This window comes from Kitasatospora sp. NPDC088391 (assembly GCF_044753345.1).
GTDB lineage: Bacteria > Actinomycetota > Actinomycetes > Streptomycetales > Streptomycetaceae > Kitasatospora.
Genome location: NZ_JBIVNB010000004.1, coordinates 605,141 through 620,675, shown reverse-complemented (window position 1 = coordinate 620,675; position 15,535 = coordinate 605,141). Strand labels below are relative to the sequence as shown.

Genomic DNA, 15,535 nt, shown 5'->3' with positions numbered 1-15,535 from the left:
CCGGCGTCCGTCCCTTGACCCGTCATCCCCGGTGGGGCTGTACCGGACGGTGGCGCTGATCCGCGGTTTCGAGGAGCGGGCGGTGGAGCTGGTCCGGGCGGGCGTGGTGCCGGGCGGCATCCATCCGTGCACGGGGCAGGAGGCGGTGGCGGCGGGGACGTGCGCGGCGCTGCGGCCGGACGACGTGATCACCAGCACCCACCGGGGGCACGGGCACGTGCTGGCCAAGGGGGCCGACCCGGCCCGGACGATGGCCGAACTGGCGGGCCGGGAGACGGGGTTGAACCGGGGGCGGGGCGGGTCGATGCACGCGGCGGACTTCGCGCTGGGCGTGCTGGGCGCGAACGCGATGGTGGGGGCGGCGGTGCCGATCGCGGCGGGGGCGGCCTGGGCGCTGCGCCGGGCGGGCGGGGACCGGGCGGCGGTGTCGTACTTCGGGGACGGCGCGGTGAGCCAGGGCGTGCTGCTGGAGGCGTTCAACCTGGTGGCGCTGTGGCGGCTGCCGGTGGTGCTGGTGTGCGAGAACAACGGGTTCGCGACCTCGATGCGGGCGGCGGACACGGTGGCCGGCAGTGTGCTGGGCCGGGCCCGGGCGTTCGGCATCCCGGCGTTCGCGGTGGACGGCGCGGACCCGGAGGCGGTGCTGGCGGCTTCGGCGGAGGCGGTGGCCCGGGCCCGGGCGGGCGGCGGGCCGACGCTGCTGGAGTGCGCGGTGTACCGGTTCGACGCGCACCACACCTGGGAGCACACCGCCCGGCCGCGCTACCGCACGGAGGCGGAGGTCGCGGCGGGGCGGGCCCGCGATCCGCTGGAGCTGCAGGGGGCCCGGATTCCGGCCGCCGTGCGGGCCGCGGTGGACGCGGAGCTGCGCGGACTGCTGGACGCGGCGGTGGAGTTCGCGGTGGCGAGCCCGCACCCGGACCCGGCCTCGGCGCTGGACTGGCTGTACGCGGACGGCCCGGCGGCGAGCGCTCCGGGGGTGCGCTGATGCCAAAGCTGTCGTACCTGAAGGCGTTGAACCGGGCGATCGCCGACGAGATGGCGCGCGATCCGGCGGTGTGCGTGTTCGGCGAGGACGTCCGGGTGGCGGTGAGCAACGTGACGGCGGGCCTGCTGCGGCGGTTCGGGCCGGAGCGGGTGCTGGACACGCCGATCTCGGAGCAGGCGTTCACCTCCTTCGCGACCGGCGCGGCGCTGGCGGGGGCGCGTCCGCTGGTGGAGTTCCAGATCCCGTCGCTGCTGTTCCTGGCGTTCGAGCAGATCGCCAACCAGGCGCACAAGTTCTCGCTGATGACGGGGGGTCAGGCCCGGGTGCCGGTGACGTACCTGCTGCCGGGTTCGGGGTCGCGGGAGAGCTGGGCGGGGCAGCACTCGGACCACCCGTACGGGCTGTTCGCGCACGTCGGGGTGCGGACGGTGGTGCCGGCGACGCCGGTGGACGCGTACGGGCTGCTGGTGTCGGCGCTGCGCGCGGACGACCCGGTGGTGGTGTTCGCGCCGGCCGGGGCGCTGGGGGTGCGGGCGGAGGTGGACGCGGCGGAGCTGGTGCCGGTGCCGCTGGGAGTGGGGCGGGTGCACCGGGCGGGGTCGGACGTGACGGTGGTCGCGGTCGGGCACCTGGTGCACGAGGCGCTGGCGGTGGCGGAGGAGCTGGCGGGGCGGATCTCGGTGGAGGTCTTCGACCCGCGCACCCTGCACCCGCTGGACCGGGCCGGGCTGGCGGCCTCGCTGGGGCGGACCGGGCGGCTGGTGGTGGTCGACGACTCCAACCGGTCCTGCGGGTTCGCCGCCGAGGTGGTCGCGGCGGCGGCCGAGGGGGCGCGGCTGCTGGCCCCGCCGCGCCGGGTGACCCGGCCGGACGGGGCGGTGCTGCCGTTCGCCCCGGCGCTGGACCGGGCCTGCCAGCCGGACCGGGCGGCGCTGCGCGCGGCGATCGAGCAGGTGTGCGGGTGAACGGGGGTGTGCGGGTGGGCGCGGGCCTGCGGGTGAACGAGGGTGTGCCGTCCGGGAGTCGGGCGGCCCGGCGGGAGGAGAGCGGAGTGACGGTGACGGACCCCGGCATCAGGGCGCGGCTGGCCGCGGACCCGGAACTGGGCACGGGCAACGTGCTGCCCAAGCTGTTCGAGCACGGCGCGGACCCGGACGGTCCGGGCGCGGCGTTCGACGTCCCGGTGGACGGCTTCCCGGCGGAGCACCCGCTGACGCTGGGTCAGCTGCGCGAGCGGGTGGCGGCGCGGGCGGCCTGGTGGCGGGGGCGGGGGGTGGGGCCGCGCGACCCGGTGGCGCTGTTCGTGTCGGGGTCGGCGGACTGCCTGCTGAACTTCCTGGCGCTGGCCTGGCTGGGCGCGGTCCCGGCGCTGATGAACCGTCACCTGGCGGGCGGCGTCGCGGCGGAGTACCTGCGGCGGCTGCGGCCGGTGGCGGTGCTGACGGACGGGGCGCTGCGGGAGCGGCTGGCGGGCGAGGAGCTGCCGCCGGGGCTGCACGCGGACGCGGCCGGGCCGGGCACCGGCGATCCGGCGGCGGCCCCGGCCCCGTACCGGCACCACCCGGACGACCCGGTGGTGATCACGCACTCCTCGGGGACGACCCGGATGCCGGCGGCGGTGGTGCACTCGCACGCCAGCCTGTTCGCGGCGACCCGGCTGTTCCGGCTGGCGGCGCCGCGGGCCCGGGGGGTGGGGCGGGTCCTGAGCGCGCTGCCGGCCGCGCACGCGGCGGGCGTGTCGACGCTGAACCTGGCGTTGTGCGGCCGCAGCGAGGTGCTGTTCCTGTCGTCCCAGGGCGACGGGGCGGCGCTGCTGGACGCGATCGAGCGCTGGCGGCCGACCGGCGTGTTCGGTTTCGCGGCGGCCTGGGCGCAGCTGGCCCGGTTCGACCTGGCGGAGCGCCGGGTGGACTCGGTGGAGCTGTGGTTCAACACCGGGGACTGCGCGCACGAGCCGCACGTGCGGCGGCTGGTGGCGGCGGGGTCGCGGGTGGTGGTGGACCGGGCGGGGGTGCGGCGGGTGCCGGGGTCGAGTTTCGTGGACGGCCTGGGGTCGACCGAGATGGGCCATTCGGCGTTCCACCTGACGCACTCGCCGGACACCGAGCGGTACGGGCGCTGCGTGGGGGTGCCGCACGGTTTCGCCGAGGTGGCGCTGCTGGACCCGGCGACGGGGCGGGAGGTCCCGGTCGGCGAGGTCGGCCACTTCGGGCTGCGGTCGCCGACGCTGGCGCCGGGGTACTGGAACGACTCGGCGGCGACGTACCGCGGCCGGGTGGACGGCTGGTACCTGACGGGCGATCTGCTGTACCGCGACGCGGACGGCTACTACTTCCACGTGGACCGGGCGGTGGACGCCGTGGACCTGGGCGGCGGGCAGTGGCTGTACACGGCGCTCAGCGAGGAGCGGGTGCTGGCGGCCTGCCCGGACGTGCACGACTGCACGGTGGTGTCGCTGGAGGCGGACGGCCGGGTGGTCACCGACGTGCTGCTGGCGCTGCGCCCGGACGCCGATCCGGGCGCGGACCGGACGGCGGCGGTGCGGGCGGCGCTGACGCCGGCCGCGGCGGCGACGCTGCGCGCGGTGCTGCCGGTCGCGGAGCGGGACCTGATCGTCGGCCCGACCGGCAAGGTCCGCAAGTTCCTGATGCGGGAGCGGCACCGGGCGGCGGACGCGGCCGCGGGCGCGGCGGTGTCCGCTCCGGCGGGGGCGGTGGCGCGGTGAGCGGCCCGGTGCTGCCCACCGAGCGGGTGCCCGCCGAGCGGGTGCCGGTGGAGTTCGCCGGTCCGGGCGCGGGCACCGGCGAGCTGTCCTGGGGCATGTGGGAGATCTGGCACGCGATGGCGGCGCAGCGCAGCGCGCTGCCGATCGGCGGCCGGACGGCGCTGCCGGCCGGGTCGACGGTGGCGGGCGTGGCGGGTGAGCTCCGGTACCTGATGGGCCGGTTCCCGTCGATGCGGACCAGGCTCCGCTTCGACCCGGCGGGGCGGCCGACCCAGCGGCTGTTCGACGCGGGGCGGATCGACCTGGAGGTGTTCGACGCGGGCGGGTCCGATCCGGGCGCGGTCGCCGAGGCGGTCGAACTCCGTTACCGGGCCGTGCCGTTCGACTACGCGGAGGAGTGGCCGGTGCGGATGGCGGTGGTCCGGGACGCCACCGGGGCGGCCGCGCAGCTGGTGTCGGTGATGCACCACCTGGTGGCGGACGCGGCGGGCGGGGCGATCATGCTGCGCGAGGTGGCGGCCCGCAGCGAGGCCCCCGTCACCGGCCTGCAGCAGCTCGAACAGGCGGCCTGGCAGCGCTCCCCGGCGGGGGTGCGGCAGAACGCGCGGGCGCTGCGGCACTGGGAGCGGGTGCTGCGCGCCGTCCCGGCCCGCCGCTTCCCGCCGGTCGCCGCGCCCGCCCCGGGCACGCCCACCCACTGGACGGGCGCGTACCTGTCGGCGGAGCTGCCGGGGGCGCTGCGGGCGCTCGCCGGGCGGACCGGCTCGAACCCGCGCACCGTCCTGCTGGCGCTGTACGCGCTGGCCCTGCGCGGGTCGGTCGGCGGCGGCCCGGTGGTGGTCCGTCCGGTGGTCAACAACCGTTTCCGGTCGGCCCTTTCGGACGTGGTGTGCATGGCCGCGCAGGCCGGGGTCGTGGTGCTGGACGTGGCGGGGGCGGACCTGGCGGAGGCGGTGGAGCGGACGGCCCGGGCCACCCTGGCGGGCTACAAGCACGCCTGGTTCCACCCGGAGGACCTGGACGCGCTGATCGCCCGGGTCTCGGCGGAGCGCGGCGAGCCGGTGGAGGTGCGCTGCTTCTTCAACGACCGCAGTGCGCACGCCCCTTCGCCCGCCGGGCCGTCCACCGCCGCCCCCGACCGGGAGTTCCGCTGGGTGCGGCGCGCGGACCTGGCGGGGCCGGTGCTGCAGGTCCAGTTCGAGGACGCGCCGGGCGGGCTGCTGGTCGAAGTGCTGACCGACGTCCGGCAGTTCGCGGCGGCCGACGCCGAGGCGCTGGTGCGCGGCATCGAGGAGCTGGCCGTGCGGGGCGCGCTCGCCGCCGGGGGTGCGCGGTGACGGCGCTGCTGGCGGTCGCCGACCACCTGCCGCCGGGCCGGGTGCCGATCGAGGATTTGGCCGGCGGGTTCGGCCTGACGCCGATGCAGGTGAAGGTGTTCCGGCGCTACCACGGCTTCGGCGAGGTGTCCCGCGACCCGGGCGGCACCCTGCTGGACCTGCTGCGGGGCGCGGTCGCGGCGCTGCCCGCGCTGCGCGGCCGGGAGCACCGGGTGCGCTGGGTGCTGCACGCCCGCTCGGTGCCGACGGTGGCCCCGTACCCGCACCGGCCGGTCGAGGAGCTGTGCGCGGAGCTCGGCCTGGGCCGGGCGACCGTGCTGGCGGTCGGTCACCACGCCTGCGCCTCGGGCCTGCTGGCGCTGGACGCGGCGGGCCGGCTGCTGGCCGCGGACGGCGATCCGGCGGCGCTGGCGCTGGTGCTGGCCGGGGAGAAGGCGTTCACCCCGGAGGCGGTGATGGTCCCGGAGACCTCGTTCTTCGGCGAGGGCGCCGCCGCCTGCCTGGTCGCCCCGGACGGCGAGCGGGACCGGGTGCTGTGCTACGCGGCCGACCAGCGCGGCGAGTTCGACAGCGACGCGCCGGAGCGGGCCGCCGAGTTCCAGCGCGACTACGCCGGGCACCTGGCCGGGGCGGTGCTGGCCGCCGTCACCGGGGCCGGGCTGACCCTGGCGCAGATCACCGCGGTCCTGCCGCACAACGTCAACCGGGCGGCCTGGCACCAGGTCTGCCGCCTGCTCGGCTACCCGCGCGAGCGGGTGGTGCTCGACAACGTCGCCGCCCTGGGCCACGTGTTCTGCGCCGACCACTTCGTCAACCACCGCACCGCCCGCGAGCGCGGCCTGCTCCGCCGGGGCGAGCCCTACCTGATGGCCGCGGCGGGCGCCGGGCGCGGCGCGACCTTCGCCGCGACGGTGCTGCGCCACTGAGCCCGGCCCGCCCGCCCCGAAGACCGATCCCCACGGAGGAACGAGCACCCATGACCGACCCGGCCCTGCACGCCCGACTCGTCGACGCCGTCCGCGCGTTGCTGCCCGAGGTGCTCGGGCACGAGGTCGCCGACCCGGACGCCGGCACCGCGCTGACGGCGGCGCTCGGCGTCACCTCCACCACCGGCCTGGAACTCGTCCTCGGGCTGGAGGAGCGGCTCGGCCTGGAGATCAGCGTCGAGGACCTGTCCCGGGACGACTTCGACACCGTCGGCTCGCTCGCCGACTACGTGGCGCGCAACCTGCTGGCGGACGAGTGAGCCCGCGCACCCTGCCGCCCCCGGACCCGGCCGCGCCCGGACCCGCCCCGGGCTGGGGCGTGCGGCGGGCCGCCCGGCGGTCCTTCCCGGCCCCGGCGGCGCTGGCCGCCGACCCGGCGCACGCCGCCCGGCTGGAGCGCTTCCTGTCCGACCTGCTGCGCCCGTACGGCCTGCGCCCGGCGCCCGCGGACGGCCGCGGCCAGTCGTACGGCGAGATGGGCGAGGCGCTGATCGCCGACGTCGTCCCGCCCGGCGAGGAGGTCGACCTGCTGGTGCTGGCGCACGCCGTCCCGGACCTCGCCCCCGGCCGGGCCACCGCCTGCCGGCTGGGCCACGTCTGCCCGGGCCGCCCGCTGGCCCTCGCGGTCACCGACGAGAGCGGCCCGCTCGGCGGCGCCGCGCTGCGCCTGCTGCACGCCTACGCCCGGGAGGGCGGGCTGCGCCGGGCCCTGCTGCTGCTCCTGGAGCAGGACCGGCTCCCCCACCGCCCGGACCCGCCCGCCCACCTGCCGCCGGCGAGCCGGGGCGTGGCGCTCCTGTTCGGCGACCCGCCCCCGGGCGGGCCGCCGCCCGCCCCCGCCCCGCCCCCTCCCGTCGGCCCCGGCCTGGACCCCTGGTGGTCCCTGGCCGCCCCCGCCCACCCCGCCGAGGACCGCCCGTGACCCCGCCTCCCTCCCCCCTCCGCCTGGACGACTACCACCTGCTGTCGCACCGTCACCTCCCACCCGACGTACGGGACTTCATCGAGGGCGGCGCCGAGTCCGAGCGCACCGTGGACGCCAACCGGCGGGCCTTCGAGCGGGTGGTGCTGCGACCCCGGGTGCTGGTGGACGTCTCGCACTGCGACCCGTCCCTGGAGCTGCTCGGCGCCCGGCTGGCCACCCCGGTCGGGGTCGCGCCGACCGCCTACCACCGGCTCGCCCACCCGGACGGGGAGACCGCGACGGCGCGGGGCGCGGGCCGGGCCGGGGCGCTGTACGTGGTGAGCCTGTTCGCCAGCCGGACCCTGGAGGAGATCGCCGCGGCCGCCACCGGCCCGCTCTGGCTGCAGCTGTACTGGCTGCGCCGCCGCGCGGTGCTGGCCGGCCTGGCCGACCGGGCGGCGGCGGCCGGCTACCGGGCCCTGGTGCTGACGGTGGACGCGCCCCGGCTGGGCCGCCGCCACCGGGACGCCCGCAACGGCTTCGCGCTGCCGCCGGGCGTCGCCGCCGTCAACCTCGACCCGGCGCTGACGGCCGCCGCGCACCGCCCCGTCCCGGGCCGCTCCGCGCTGGCCGTGCACACCGCCGAGGCCGTCGACCCGTCCGTGACCTGGGCCGACCTGGCCTGGCTGCGGGAGCGCACCGCGCTGCCGCTGGTACTGAAGGGCATCCTGACCGCCGAGGACGCCCGGCTCGCCGTCGAGCACGGCGCGGACGCGGTCGTGGTCTCCAACCACGGCGGCCGCCAGCTCGACGGCGCACCGGCCGCGTTGGACGCACTGGCCGAGGTCGCGGACGCGGTGGGCGCGGCCTGCCCGGTGCTGTTCGACGGCGGGGTGCGCGGCGGCGCCGACGCCTTCGCCGCGCTGGCACTCGGGGCGCGGGCCGTGCTGCTGGGCCGCCCGGTGCTGTGGGGCCTGGCCGTGGACGGCGCGGCGGGCGTCGCCGGGGTGCTGGGCCTGGCCACCGGGGAGCTCGTCCACACCATGGCCCTGACGGGCCGTCCGTCGCTGTCCGCCGTCGACCGCTCGGCGGTCGTCCTGCCCGCCGCGCACCGGAGGTGAGCGCCCCCGTGACCGACGCCCTCGCCCTCGACGACCTGCACGCCTCGGTCTCCGACCCGGCCGCGGCGTCGATGGACTTCCTCAACGAGGTCGCCGCGCGCTTCCCCGCCGCGATCCCGCTGGCGGCGGGCCGCCCGTACGACGGCTTCCACACCGCCGCCGACCTGACCCGCTACCTGGGCGGCTACCTCGACCACCTGGCCGGGCTCGGCCTGGACGCGGCACGGCGCGACCGCCACCTGCTCCAGTACGGGCGCACCAACGGCCTGCTCGGCCCGCTGATCGCCCGGATGCTGGCCCGCGACGAGGACGTCCACGTCCCCGCGGAGGCCGTGATGGTCACCTCGGGCGCGCAGGAGGCGATGGTGGTCGCCCTGCGCGGCCTGTGCGCGGGCCCCCGGGACGTGGTGCTGGCCGTCGACCCCTGCTACGTCGGCCTGACCGGCGCGGCCCGCCTGCTCGGCGTCGAGGTGGTGCCGGTGCCGGAGTCCCCGGCCGGCCTCGACCCGGAGGACGTGCTGGCCGCGGCCCGCGCCGTCCGGGCGTCGGGCCGCCGCCCGCGCGCCCTGTACCTGGTGCCGAACTGCGCCAACCCGTCCGGCGCGACGCTGCCGCTGCCGGCCCGCCGCCGGCTGCTGGAGGTCGCCGACGAGGCCGACCTGCTGCTGCTGGAGGACGACCCGTACGGCCTGTTCGCCGAGCCCGCCCTCCCCTCGCTCAAGTCCCTGGACGCCTCCGGGCGGGTCGTCTACCTGGGCTCCTTCGCCAAGAGCTGCTTCCCGGGCGCCCGGGTCGGCTTCCTGGTCGCCGACCGGCCGGTGACGGACCGCCAGGGACGGCGCGCCCTGCTCGCCGAGCGGCTCTCCACCGTCAAGAGCCTGCTGACGGTCAACACCTCCCCCGTCGCGCAGGCCGTGGTCGGCGGCTACCTGCTCGCCCACGACTGCAGCCTGCGCGCCGCGACCCGCCCGAAGGCCGCCGTCTACCGCCGCAACCTGCGCACCCTGCTGACCGCCCTGGACCGCGCCTTCGCCGACCACCCCGGCGTGCGCCGCTCCGCCCCCGCCGGCGGCTTCTTCGCCGTCCTGGACGTCCCCTTCGTCGCGGACAAGGCCCTGCTGGAGGTCTCCGGCCGCGACTACGGCGTCCTGTGGACGCCGATGTCCTTCTTCCACCAGGCGCCCGCCGCGGGCCTGCGCTCGCTGCGCCTGTCGTGCAGCGCCCTCGCCCCCGACCGGATCGAGGAGGGCGTGCGCCGCCTCGCCCGCCTCGTCGCGGACCGCACGCCGTGACCGACACCGTGCTGGTCTGGCTGGTCGCCGACCTCCCGCCCGGCCCCGCCGTGGACGCCCTGCACGCCGTCCTCGACCCCGCCGAGCGGCGGCGCGCGGCCGGCTACCGCAGCGCCGAGGACCGCCGCCGCTACGTGGTCGCCCACGGCGCGACCCGCCACCTGGTCGCCGCCCGCCTCGGCGTCCCCCCGGCCGAACTGCGCTGGCGGCACGGCCCGCACGGCAAACCCGCCCTGACGGGCCCGCACACCGGCCCCGAGGTCAACCTCTCGCACTCCGCGGACCTCGCCCTGGTCGCCCTCTCCCCCACCCGCCCCGTCGGCGTCGACCTCCAACGCGTCCTCCCCGACCGGCTCTCCGTCGCCCTGGCCGCCCGCTACTTCCCGCCCGAGGAGGCCGCCGCCGTCCGCGACCTCCCCGACCCCGCCACCCGCGCGGCCCACTTCGCCCGCCTCTGGGCCCGCAAGGAAGCCCTGGTCAAGGCCCACGGCGGCCGCCTCACCCAGGGCCTGCGCATCCCTCTCCAACACGCCCCCGCCCCCACCGACCCCGCCGACACCTGGTCCCGCCACTACCGGGTCCACGACCTCCCCGCCCCGCCCGGCTACCACGCCGCCCTCGCCCTCGCGGGCACCGCCCCCTTCCGCACCGCCCTCCACCACTGGCCGTGAGCGGAACTCTCACGCAGGGGAACAAACAGGGGCCCGGGGAACGGCGGTGCCGAGTGGCTGGTGTCCGACGGGCCGCGGGGCGCCACCCCGTTTCGGGCCGAAGGTCCTTGGCGCAAGCCCCGTAGCGCCCCACTGTGTCCCGACCCAAAGCCTCTCGGCCCCGCCGTTCCCCGGGCCCCTGATTTCTCCCGTCCCGCCTGCCTGAAAGTTTCCCGAAAGGAATCCCCCCGTGCCCCTCGACCCCCTGCTGCGGTCTCTGCGCGACGAGCGCTCGCGGAGCGGCGTGCCGCCCCTCTACACGCTCACCGTCGAGCAGGCCCGCGCCGCGGACCTGGCGGCGGTCCGGGCCACCGCCGCCCGCCCCCGTCCGCTGCACGAGGTGACGGACCGTCGGTTCCGGGGCCCGGCCGGCGACCTCCCCGTCCGGGTCTACCGGCCGCGTGCCGGGCGTCCGCTGCCCGTGCTGCTCCACTACTTCGGCGGCGGCTGGACCCTGGGCGGCATCGACACCTCGGACGCGCTCTGCCGCGACCTCGCGGTGGCCGCGGACTGCCTGGTCGTCACCGTCGGCTACCGTCTCGCGCCGGAGCACCCCTTCCCGGCGGCCGTCCACGACTGCTACGCGGCCCTGCGCTGGGTCGTGGAGAACGCGGCGGAGCTGGGCGCGGACCCGTCCCGCCTCGCGGTGGGCGGGGACAGCGCGGGCGGCAACCTGGCCGCGGCGGTGACCCTGTTGGCCCGTGACCTGCCGCTGACGGCGCAGCTGCTGGTGTACCCGAACACCGATCAGCTGGCCGACGACGGGTCGCTGCGCGAGCACACCGACCCGTGGCTGTTCAACCACCGCTCGGTGGCCTGGTACCGGGGCCACTACCTGCCGCCGCACCTGGACGCGGCCCATCCGCTGGCCTCGCCGCTGCGCGCCCCGGACCTGTCCGGCCTGCCCCCGGCCCTGGTGCTGACGGCGGAGTACGACCCGCTGCGCGACCAGGGCGAGGCGTACGCGGCCCGCCTGGCCGCGGCCGGCGTCCCGACCGAACTGGTCCGCCACCGGGGCATGGCGCACGGCTTCTTCACCATGACGGGCGTCCTCCCGGCGGCCCGTGCCGCCAACGCCCGGGCCGCCGCCTTCCTGCGCGACCGTTTCGCGGCGGCGGCCCGGCCCGGGAAAAGTGCATAAATACTTCATATAAATCGGCTATGCTTCGGCCATGGACTCCGAGGACGCCGCGCGCGGCGCCACCACCGACATCGGCTCGGCCCTCTACGGGCTGGCCACCAGGGCCGTGCGGCGCCTGCCCCGCGACCTGAGCCTCACGTCCGGCGCCACCCTGGCGACCCTGGACCGGACCGGGCCGCGCCGGATCACCGACCTGGCCGCGGACGCGGGCGTCACCCAGCCCGCGATGACCGTCCTGGTGCGGGTGCTGGAGGAGTCCGGGCTGGTCGAGCGCGGGGGCGACCCGTCCGACCGGCGGGTGACCCTGGTGTTCCTGACCGGGGCCGGGGCGTCCTACGTCCGGGAGCGGCGCCGGGCGGGCGTCGACGCGTTCGCGGGGCTGGTCGACCGGCTCGCCGCCGACGAGGTCGAGGCCCTGGCGGCCGCCCTCCCGGCGCTGCGGCGCCTGGCGGCGCTCGACGACCGGGACCGCGACGGGGCCGGGCGGGACGGGGCGGGGCGGTGACGCGGCGGCTGGTCCCCTCCCTGGTGTTCGTCGCCCTGGTCGTGGCGGCGGTCGGCAGCCTGGGGACGCCGCTGGTCACCAGCGTGGCGACCACCTTCCGCGTCCCGCTGGACAGCGCGCAGTGGACGCTGACCGCCACGCTGCTGAGCGGGGCCGTCGCCACGCCCGTCCTGGGCCGGCTCGGGTCCGGCCCGCACCGGCGGGCCGCGGTCCTGGCCACGCTGGCGGTCGTGGTGGCCGGCAGCGCGCTGACGGTGCTGCCGCTGCCGTTCGGGTGGCTGGTCGCCGGGCGGGCGGCGCAGGGCGTCGGGCTCGGTCTGACGGCGCTGATGATGGGCGTGGCGCGCGACCACCTCCCGGAGGAGCGCGGCGCGGCCGTGATCGCGCTGCTCTCGGTGGTCTCGATCGTCGGGGCCGGTGTCGGCTACCCGCTGGCCGCGCTGCTCGCCGAGGTCGGCGGGGTGCGCGCCGCCTACGGTCTCGGACTGGTCGTCACCTCGGTCGCGTTCCTGGCCGCGTGGCGCTCGGTGCCGGCCGCGCCGGGGGGCCGCTCCGCCCGGGTGGGCGCGGCGGGGGCGGTGCTCCTGACGGCCGGGCTGTTCCTGGTCCTGTTCCTGGCGGGCCGGACGGGCCTGTGGAGCCGTCACCTCGCCGCGGCGGTGGGCCTCGCCGTCGCGGCCGTGCTGCTGCTGGCCGCCTGGACGGTCTCGGAACTGCGCAGCGCGACGCCCCTGGTGGACGTCCGGGCGGTGCGGCACCCGGCGGTCGCCGGGGCGAACGTCGCGACGTTCGTCGGCGGGATCGGCATGTACCTCCTCCTCACGCTCGTCACCCGGTACGCGCAGACGCCGGGCGGCGCGGGCTACGGCCCGGGGTTGAGCACCTTCGTCGCCGGGCTGGTCCTGGTCCCGTTCTCGGCGCTGGGGTTCGTCGCGGGCCGCTGCGCGCCCCGGCTCGGGAGGCGGGTCGACGCGTCGCTGCTGCTGGCGGGCGGCGCCGTCGTCGTGGGCGGCGGGTTCGCCCTCTTCGCGGCGGCCCGGTCGCACCCGGTCGAACTGTTCGCGGCCATGGGCGTCCTGGGCTGCGGCGTCGGCGGTTTCTCGGCCGCCCTGCCCGGCGTCGTCCTGGCGGTCACGCCCCGGGGCGAGACGTCGAGCGCGATGGGTTTCAACTACGTGGTCCGCAGCGTCGGGTACTCGCTGGGCAGCGCCCTGGGCGGCCTGGTCCTGGCCGCCGGGACGGGTGCCGGCCGCCCCTTCCCGGACGACGGTGCCTACACGACGGCGGCGCTGGTCGGCCTCGCCGCGATGGCGGTCACGGCCGCGGTCTGCCTCGCCCTGGCCCGGTCGCGCCCGCCCGCCGGAGGCCCGGCGGTGCCCCGCCCGTCCGCCGCCGCCACCGCCGGGCGCGACCGCTCCGGAGCCTGACGTCCCATCCGGCCCCGTTCTCCGTTCCCTCCCACCCGTCCCCGTTCTTCCCCATGTCTATCTGGAGGCTTCCATGGCCAAGGGCTACTGGGTCAGTTCCTACCGCGCGGTCCACGACCCCGAGCGGCTGGCCGCCTACGACCGGCTGGCCGGTCCGGCCGTGCGGGCCGGAGGCGGGCGGGTGCTCTCCCGCGGGGCGCTGTCCGTCGTGCACGACGACGGGGTCGCGGGGCGCACCGTGCTGGTCGAGTTCGACAGTTTCGAGCAGGCCGTGGCGGCCCGTGGGAGCGCGGCCTACCAGGAGGCGCTGGCCGTCCTGGGCGACGCCGTCGAGCGCGACTTCCGGATCGTCGAGGGCGTCGACTGACCGGCGCGTCCGGGAACGCCGGAGCCCGCCCGGCCGGCAGCGGCGGGGCGGGCTCCGGGGCGGGTCACTTGGAGATCGACGCCCAGAACTCCTCGAAGGACAGGCGGCCGTCGCCGTTGGCGTCCTTGGCGTTGATGATGGCCTGCGCGACGGTCTCGGTGACGTGGTAGTCGCCGAGCTGCGCCATGACGCTCTTGTACTCGGTCGCGGTCACGCGCCCGTCACCGTCGACGTCCAGACGCGCGAACGCCGTCCGTGCCGCTTCGATGTCAGCCACGGTGGCCTCCCCTTAAGTGTTCTCGGTTGCTCATCGGTGCCGGTCGCTGGACCGGCGGGAGTCACATTATCCGTTCACCGGTACCGGCCCGGTCCCGGGTCCGTCGCAGCTCCGTCCCGAACCGGCCCGGACCGTCCCGCCCGGGTTCAGCCCCTGCTGACCCGGACGCCGCCGAGCAGGCCCCAGGCGGCGACGTGCACGGTCGGGCCGCCCGGCGCGGTCGGGCCGTCGTCGCTGACGCCGCCCAGCCGGATGCCCGTCACGACCACCCGGACGTCGGGGCGCACCCGCAGGTGGACGCCGCCGATCAGGCTGAGCTTGGTGATCCGCAGTTCGGCCCCGTCCGGGATGTCGACCTCGGTGAGGTCGATGTCCGCGCCGCCGATCAGCGAGGCGGTGAGCGTGCGGCCGTGGATCTCCGCGCCCTCCAGCCGCGCCCCGCCGATCAGGCTGATCCGGACCGTCGTGCCGTCGTCGCCCTCGGTGTTCCCCGTCTTCGTCATGGGGCACACCCTAGGGCCTGCCTCCGGGCCGCCCCGGCTGCTTCGGGGTGCGCGGGAGGGTGCGCCGGTGGATGGTGCCGCCGGGGGCGTACCAGCCGGACTTCTTGCGGACGGCCGGGCTCGGGTCCTGCCGGTGGGACGTCAGGATGGCGGCGAGGGCGGTGGCGTCGGTGTGGACGAACTTGCCGACGAGTTCGACGGCCCGGAGGCGGACCTGCGGGTCGGGGTCGCCGGCGAGGTGGCGCAGCGCGGGCTCCAGGACGCGGTCCGCGCCCGGGGCGCAGGTGTCGTTCTTGCAGCGGTCGCAGGCCAGGGCGTGGAACGCGGCGATCCGGACCTTGGCGTCGGGGTCGTCGGCCATCTCGATGAGCCGCGGCATGGAGTCGGTGTCGACCAGGTGGTCGAGCAGCCGGCAGCAGCCTTCGCGGACGGCCGGGTCGGGGTGGTCGAGGCCGGCCCGGACGGCGTCGAGCGCGTCGTCGGCGCGGCGCAGCAGTTCGTGGTAGGCGCCCACGGTGCGCTGGGGGTCGCCCAGGCAGGAGACGAGGGCTTCGTCGTCGGTTCTGAGAAATCCGAGCACGGTCCCAGTGTGGAACCGTGCTTCCCTTGCCCGCAAAGGGATTTCGGGGTCTCAGCCGTGCAGGCCGGTGAGCAGCCGGGCGATGTCGAGGCCGGAGCGCAGGTAGTCCTGGAAGGTCTCGTTGGCGAGGGCCCGGGGCGAGCGGCGCTGCCGCAGCAGCCGGACGGCGTCCTCCCGGTCGTGGCCGAGCGAGACCAGCGCCTGGGCGACGACCAGGCCGGAGCGGTTGTAGCCGGAGTGGCAGCGGACCAGCACCGTGCGCCCCTCGGCGAGGGCCCGGACGACGGCGTCGGCGAGGCGCTGGACGGCGCCGATCTGATCGGACGTCAGCGGGGCGTCGGGCAGTTCCGCGACCAGGTGCTCGACCCCGGCGTCGGGCCCGTGCCCGGGCCGCACGTACAGGCTGACCACCAGGTCGAATTCGGCCTCCACCACGACGGGTCGGAGTTCCCCGGCCGGGTCGGTCCAGTAGTGCCCGCCGATCCACAGGCCGGTCACCACCTCGTCCCACGGCGACCCCGGCCCCCGCAGCTCCCGGTCCCCCTGCCGTGTCCCGCCCACCCGTCCCCCTCGCCGCGCCGCCGCCGTCACCCTGTTCAACGCGCGGAGATCACCGGGCGGTTCCCCGGCGGGAGGACGCGGCCCGACCGGATCTGACGGGGCGTCACCGCG

18 protein-coding genes are annotated in these 15,535 nt (G+C 77.3%); 14 read left to right on the top strand and 4 right to left on the bottom strand.

What is annotated here, in order from left to right; genetic code table 11:
* Positions 1–31: 31 nt before the first annotated feature.
* The 14 genes from ACIQBJ_RS15995 to ACIQBJ_RS15930 all read left to right on the top strand — a co-directional run bounded on the left by ACIQBJ_RS15995 (position 32) and on the right by ACIQBJ_RS15930 (position 13,503).
* The gene (locus ACIQBJ_RS15995) at positions 32–988 is read left to right on the top strand and encodes a thiamine pyrophosphate-dependent dehydrogenase E1 component subunit alpha (protein WP_400709443.1); all 957 of its coding nucleotides are present in this window, start codon (positions 32–34) and stop codon (positions 986–988) included.
* Positions 988–1,953: an alpha-ketoacid dehydrogenase subunit beta gene (locus tag ACIQBJ_RS15990; protein WP_400709440.1), complete on the top strand. Its 966-nt coding sequence runs from the start codon at positions 988–990 to the stop codon at positions 1,951–1,953. Before ACIQBJ_RS15995 ends, ACIQBJ_RS15990 begins: the two co-directional genes overlap by 1 nt.
* 86 nt (positions 1,954–2,039) lie before the next feature.
* A complete protein-coding gene (locus ACIQBJ_RS15985) occupies positions 2,040–3,713 on the top strand; it encodes a class I adenylate-forming enzyme family protein (RefSeq protein ID WP_400709437.1) in 1,674 nt (557 codons plus the stop codon).
* Entirely contained in the window at positions 3,710–5,050 is a 1,341-nt protein-coding gene (locus tag ACIQBJ_RS15980; protein ID WP_400709434.1) for a condensation domain-containing protein, read from the top strand. The genes ACIQBJ_RS15985 and ACIQBJ_RS15980 overlap by 4 nt, the downstream gene beginning before the upstream one ends.
* Positions 5,047–5,976 carry a 3-oxoacyl-[acyl-carrier-protein] synthase III C-terminal domain-containing protein gene (locus tag ACIQBJ_RS15975; RefSeq protein ID WP_400709431.1) on the top strand — a complete coding sequence of 310 codons (930 nt, stop codon included), beginning with the start codon at positions 5,047–5,049 and terminating at the stop codon, positions 5,974–5,976. Before ACIQBJ_RS15980 ends, ACIQBJ_RS15975 begins: the two co-directional genes overlap by 4 nt.
* A gap of 50 nt (positions 5,977–6,026) precedes the next feature.
* A complete protein-coding gene (locus tag ACIQBJ_RS15970) occupies positions 6,027–6,296 on the top strand; it encodes an acyl carrier protein (protein ID WP_400709428.1) in 270 nt (89 codons plus the stop codon).
* Positions 6,293–6,958, top strand: coding sequence for a hypothetical protein (locus ACIQBJ_RS15965; protein ID WP_400709425.1), 666 nt, complete (start codon positions 6,293–6,295; stop codon positions 6,956–6,958). The genes ACIQBJ_RS15970 and ACIQBJ_RS15965 overlap by 4 nt, the downstream gene beginning before the upstream one ends.
* Complete coding sequence (locus ACIQBJ_RS15960) at positions 6,955–8,061, top strand: alpha-hydroxy acid oxidase (protein WP_400709422.1); 1,107 nt, start codon at positions 6,955–6,957, stop codon at positions 8,059–8,061. Before ACIQBJ_RS15965 ends, ACIQBJ_RS15960 begins: the two co-directional genes overlap by 4 nt.
* A gap of 8 nt (positions 8,062–8,069) precedes the next feature.
* On the top strand, positions 8,070–9,353 hold the full coding sequence (locus ACIQBJ_RS15955; RefSeq protein WP_400709419.1) for a PLP-dependent aminotransferase family protein: 1,284 nt from the start codon (positions 8,070–8,072) through the stop codon (positions 9,351–9,353).
* The gene (locus ACIQBJ_RS15950; protein WP_400709416.1) at positions 9,350–10,024 is read left to right on the top strand and encodes a 4'-phosphopantetheinyl transferase family protein; all 675 of its coding nucleotides are present in this window, start codon (positions 9,350–9,352) and stop codon (positions 10,022–10,024) included. Before ACIQBJ_RS15955 ends, ACIQBJ_RS15950 begins: the two co-directional genes overlap by 4 nt.
* Before the next feature lie 229 nt (positions 10,025–10,253).
* Positions 10,254–11,204 carry an alpha/beta hydrolase gene (locus ACIQBJ_RS15945; protein ID WP_400709413.1) on the top strand — a complete coding sequence of 317 codons (951 nt, stop codon included), beginning with the start codon at positions 10,254–10,256 and terminating at the stop codon, positions 11,202–11,204.
* A gap of 31 nt (positions 11,205–11,235) precedes the next feature.
* Positions 11,236–11,709 (top strand): MarR family winged helix-turn-helix transcriptional regulator, encoded by a 474-nt coding sequence (locus ACIQBJ_RS15940; protein ID WP_400709410.1) that lies wholly within the window; start codon positions 11,236–11,238, stop codon positions 11,707–11,709.
* Positions 11,706–13,136, top strand: coding sequence for an MFS transporter (locus tag ACIQBJ_RS15935; protein WP_400709407.1), 1,431 nt, complete (start codon positions 11,706–11,708; stop codon positions 13,134–13,136). The genes ACIQBJ_RS15940 and ACIQBJ_RS15935 overlap by 4 nt, the downstream gene beginning before the upstream one ends.
* Positions 13,137–13,209: 73 nt before the next feature.
* Entirely contained in the window at positions 13,210–13,503 is a 294-nt protein-coding gene (locus tag ACIQBJ_RS15930; RefSeq protein ID WP_400709404.1) for a DUF1330 domain-containing protein, read from the top strand.
* Between the two features lie 64 nt (positions 13,504–13,567).
* Here ACIQBJ_RS15930 and ACIQBJ_RS15925 read toward each other — a convergent pair whose 3' ends face one another.
* From ACIQBJ_RS15925 to ACIQBJ_RS15910, 4 genes are all read right to left on the bottom strand, one after another.
* A complete protein-coding gene (locus tag ACIQBJ_RS15925) occupies positions 13,568–13,780 on the bottom strand; it encodes an EF-hand domain-containing protein (RefSeq protein ID WP_400709401.1) in 213 nt (70 codons plus the stop codon).
* Positions 13,781–13,926: 146 nt separating this feature from the next.
* Positions 13,927–14,283: a hypothetical protein gene (locus ACIQBJ_RS15920; protein WP_400709398.1), complete on the bottom strand. Its 357-nt coding sequence runs from the start codon at positions 14,281–14,283 to the stop codon at positions 13,927–13,929.
* Between the two features lie 10 nt (positions 14,284–14,293).
* On the bottom strand, positions 14,294–14,863 hold the full coding sequence (locus ACIQBJ_RS15915) for a HEAT repeat domain-containing protein (protein WP_400709395.1): 570 nt from the start codon (positions 14,861–14,863) through the stop codon (positions 14,294–14,296).
* A 51-nt stretch (positions 14,864–14,914) separates the two neighbouring features.
* Positions 14,915–15,424, bottom strand: coding sequence for a protein phosphatase (locus ACIQBJ_RS15910; RefSeq protein ID WP_400709392.1), 510 nt, complete (start codon positions 15,422–15,424; stop codon positions 14,915–14,917).
* Positions 15,425–15,535: the final 111 nt, after the last annotated feature.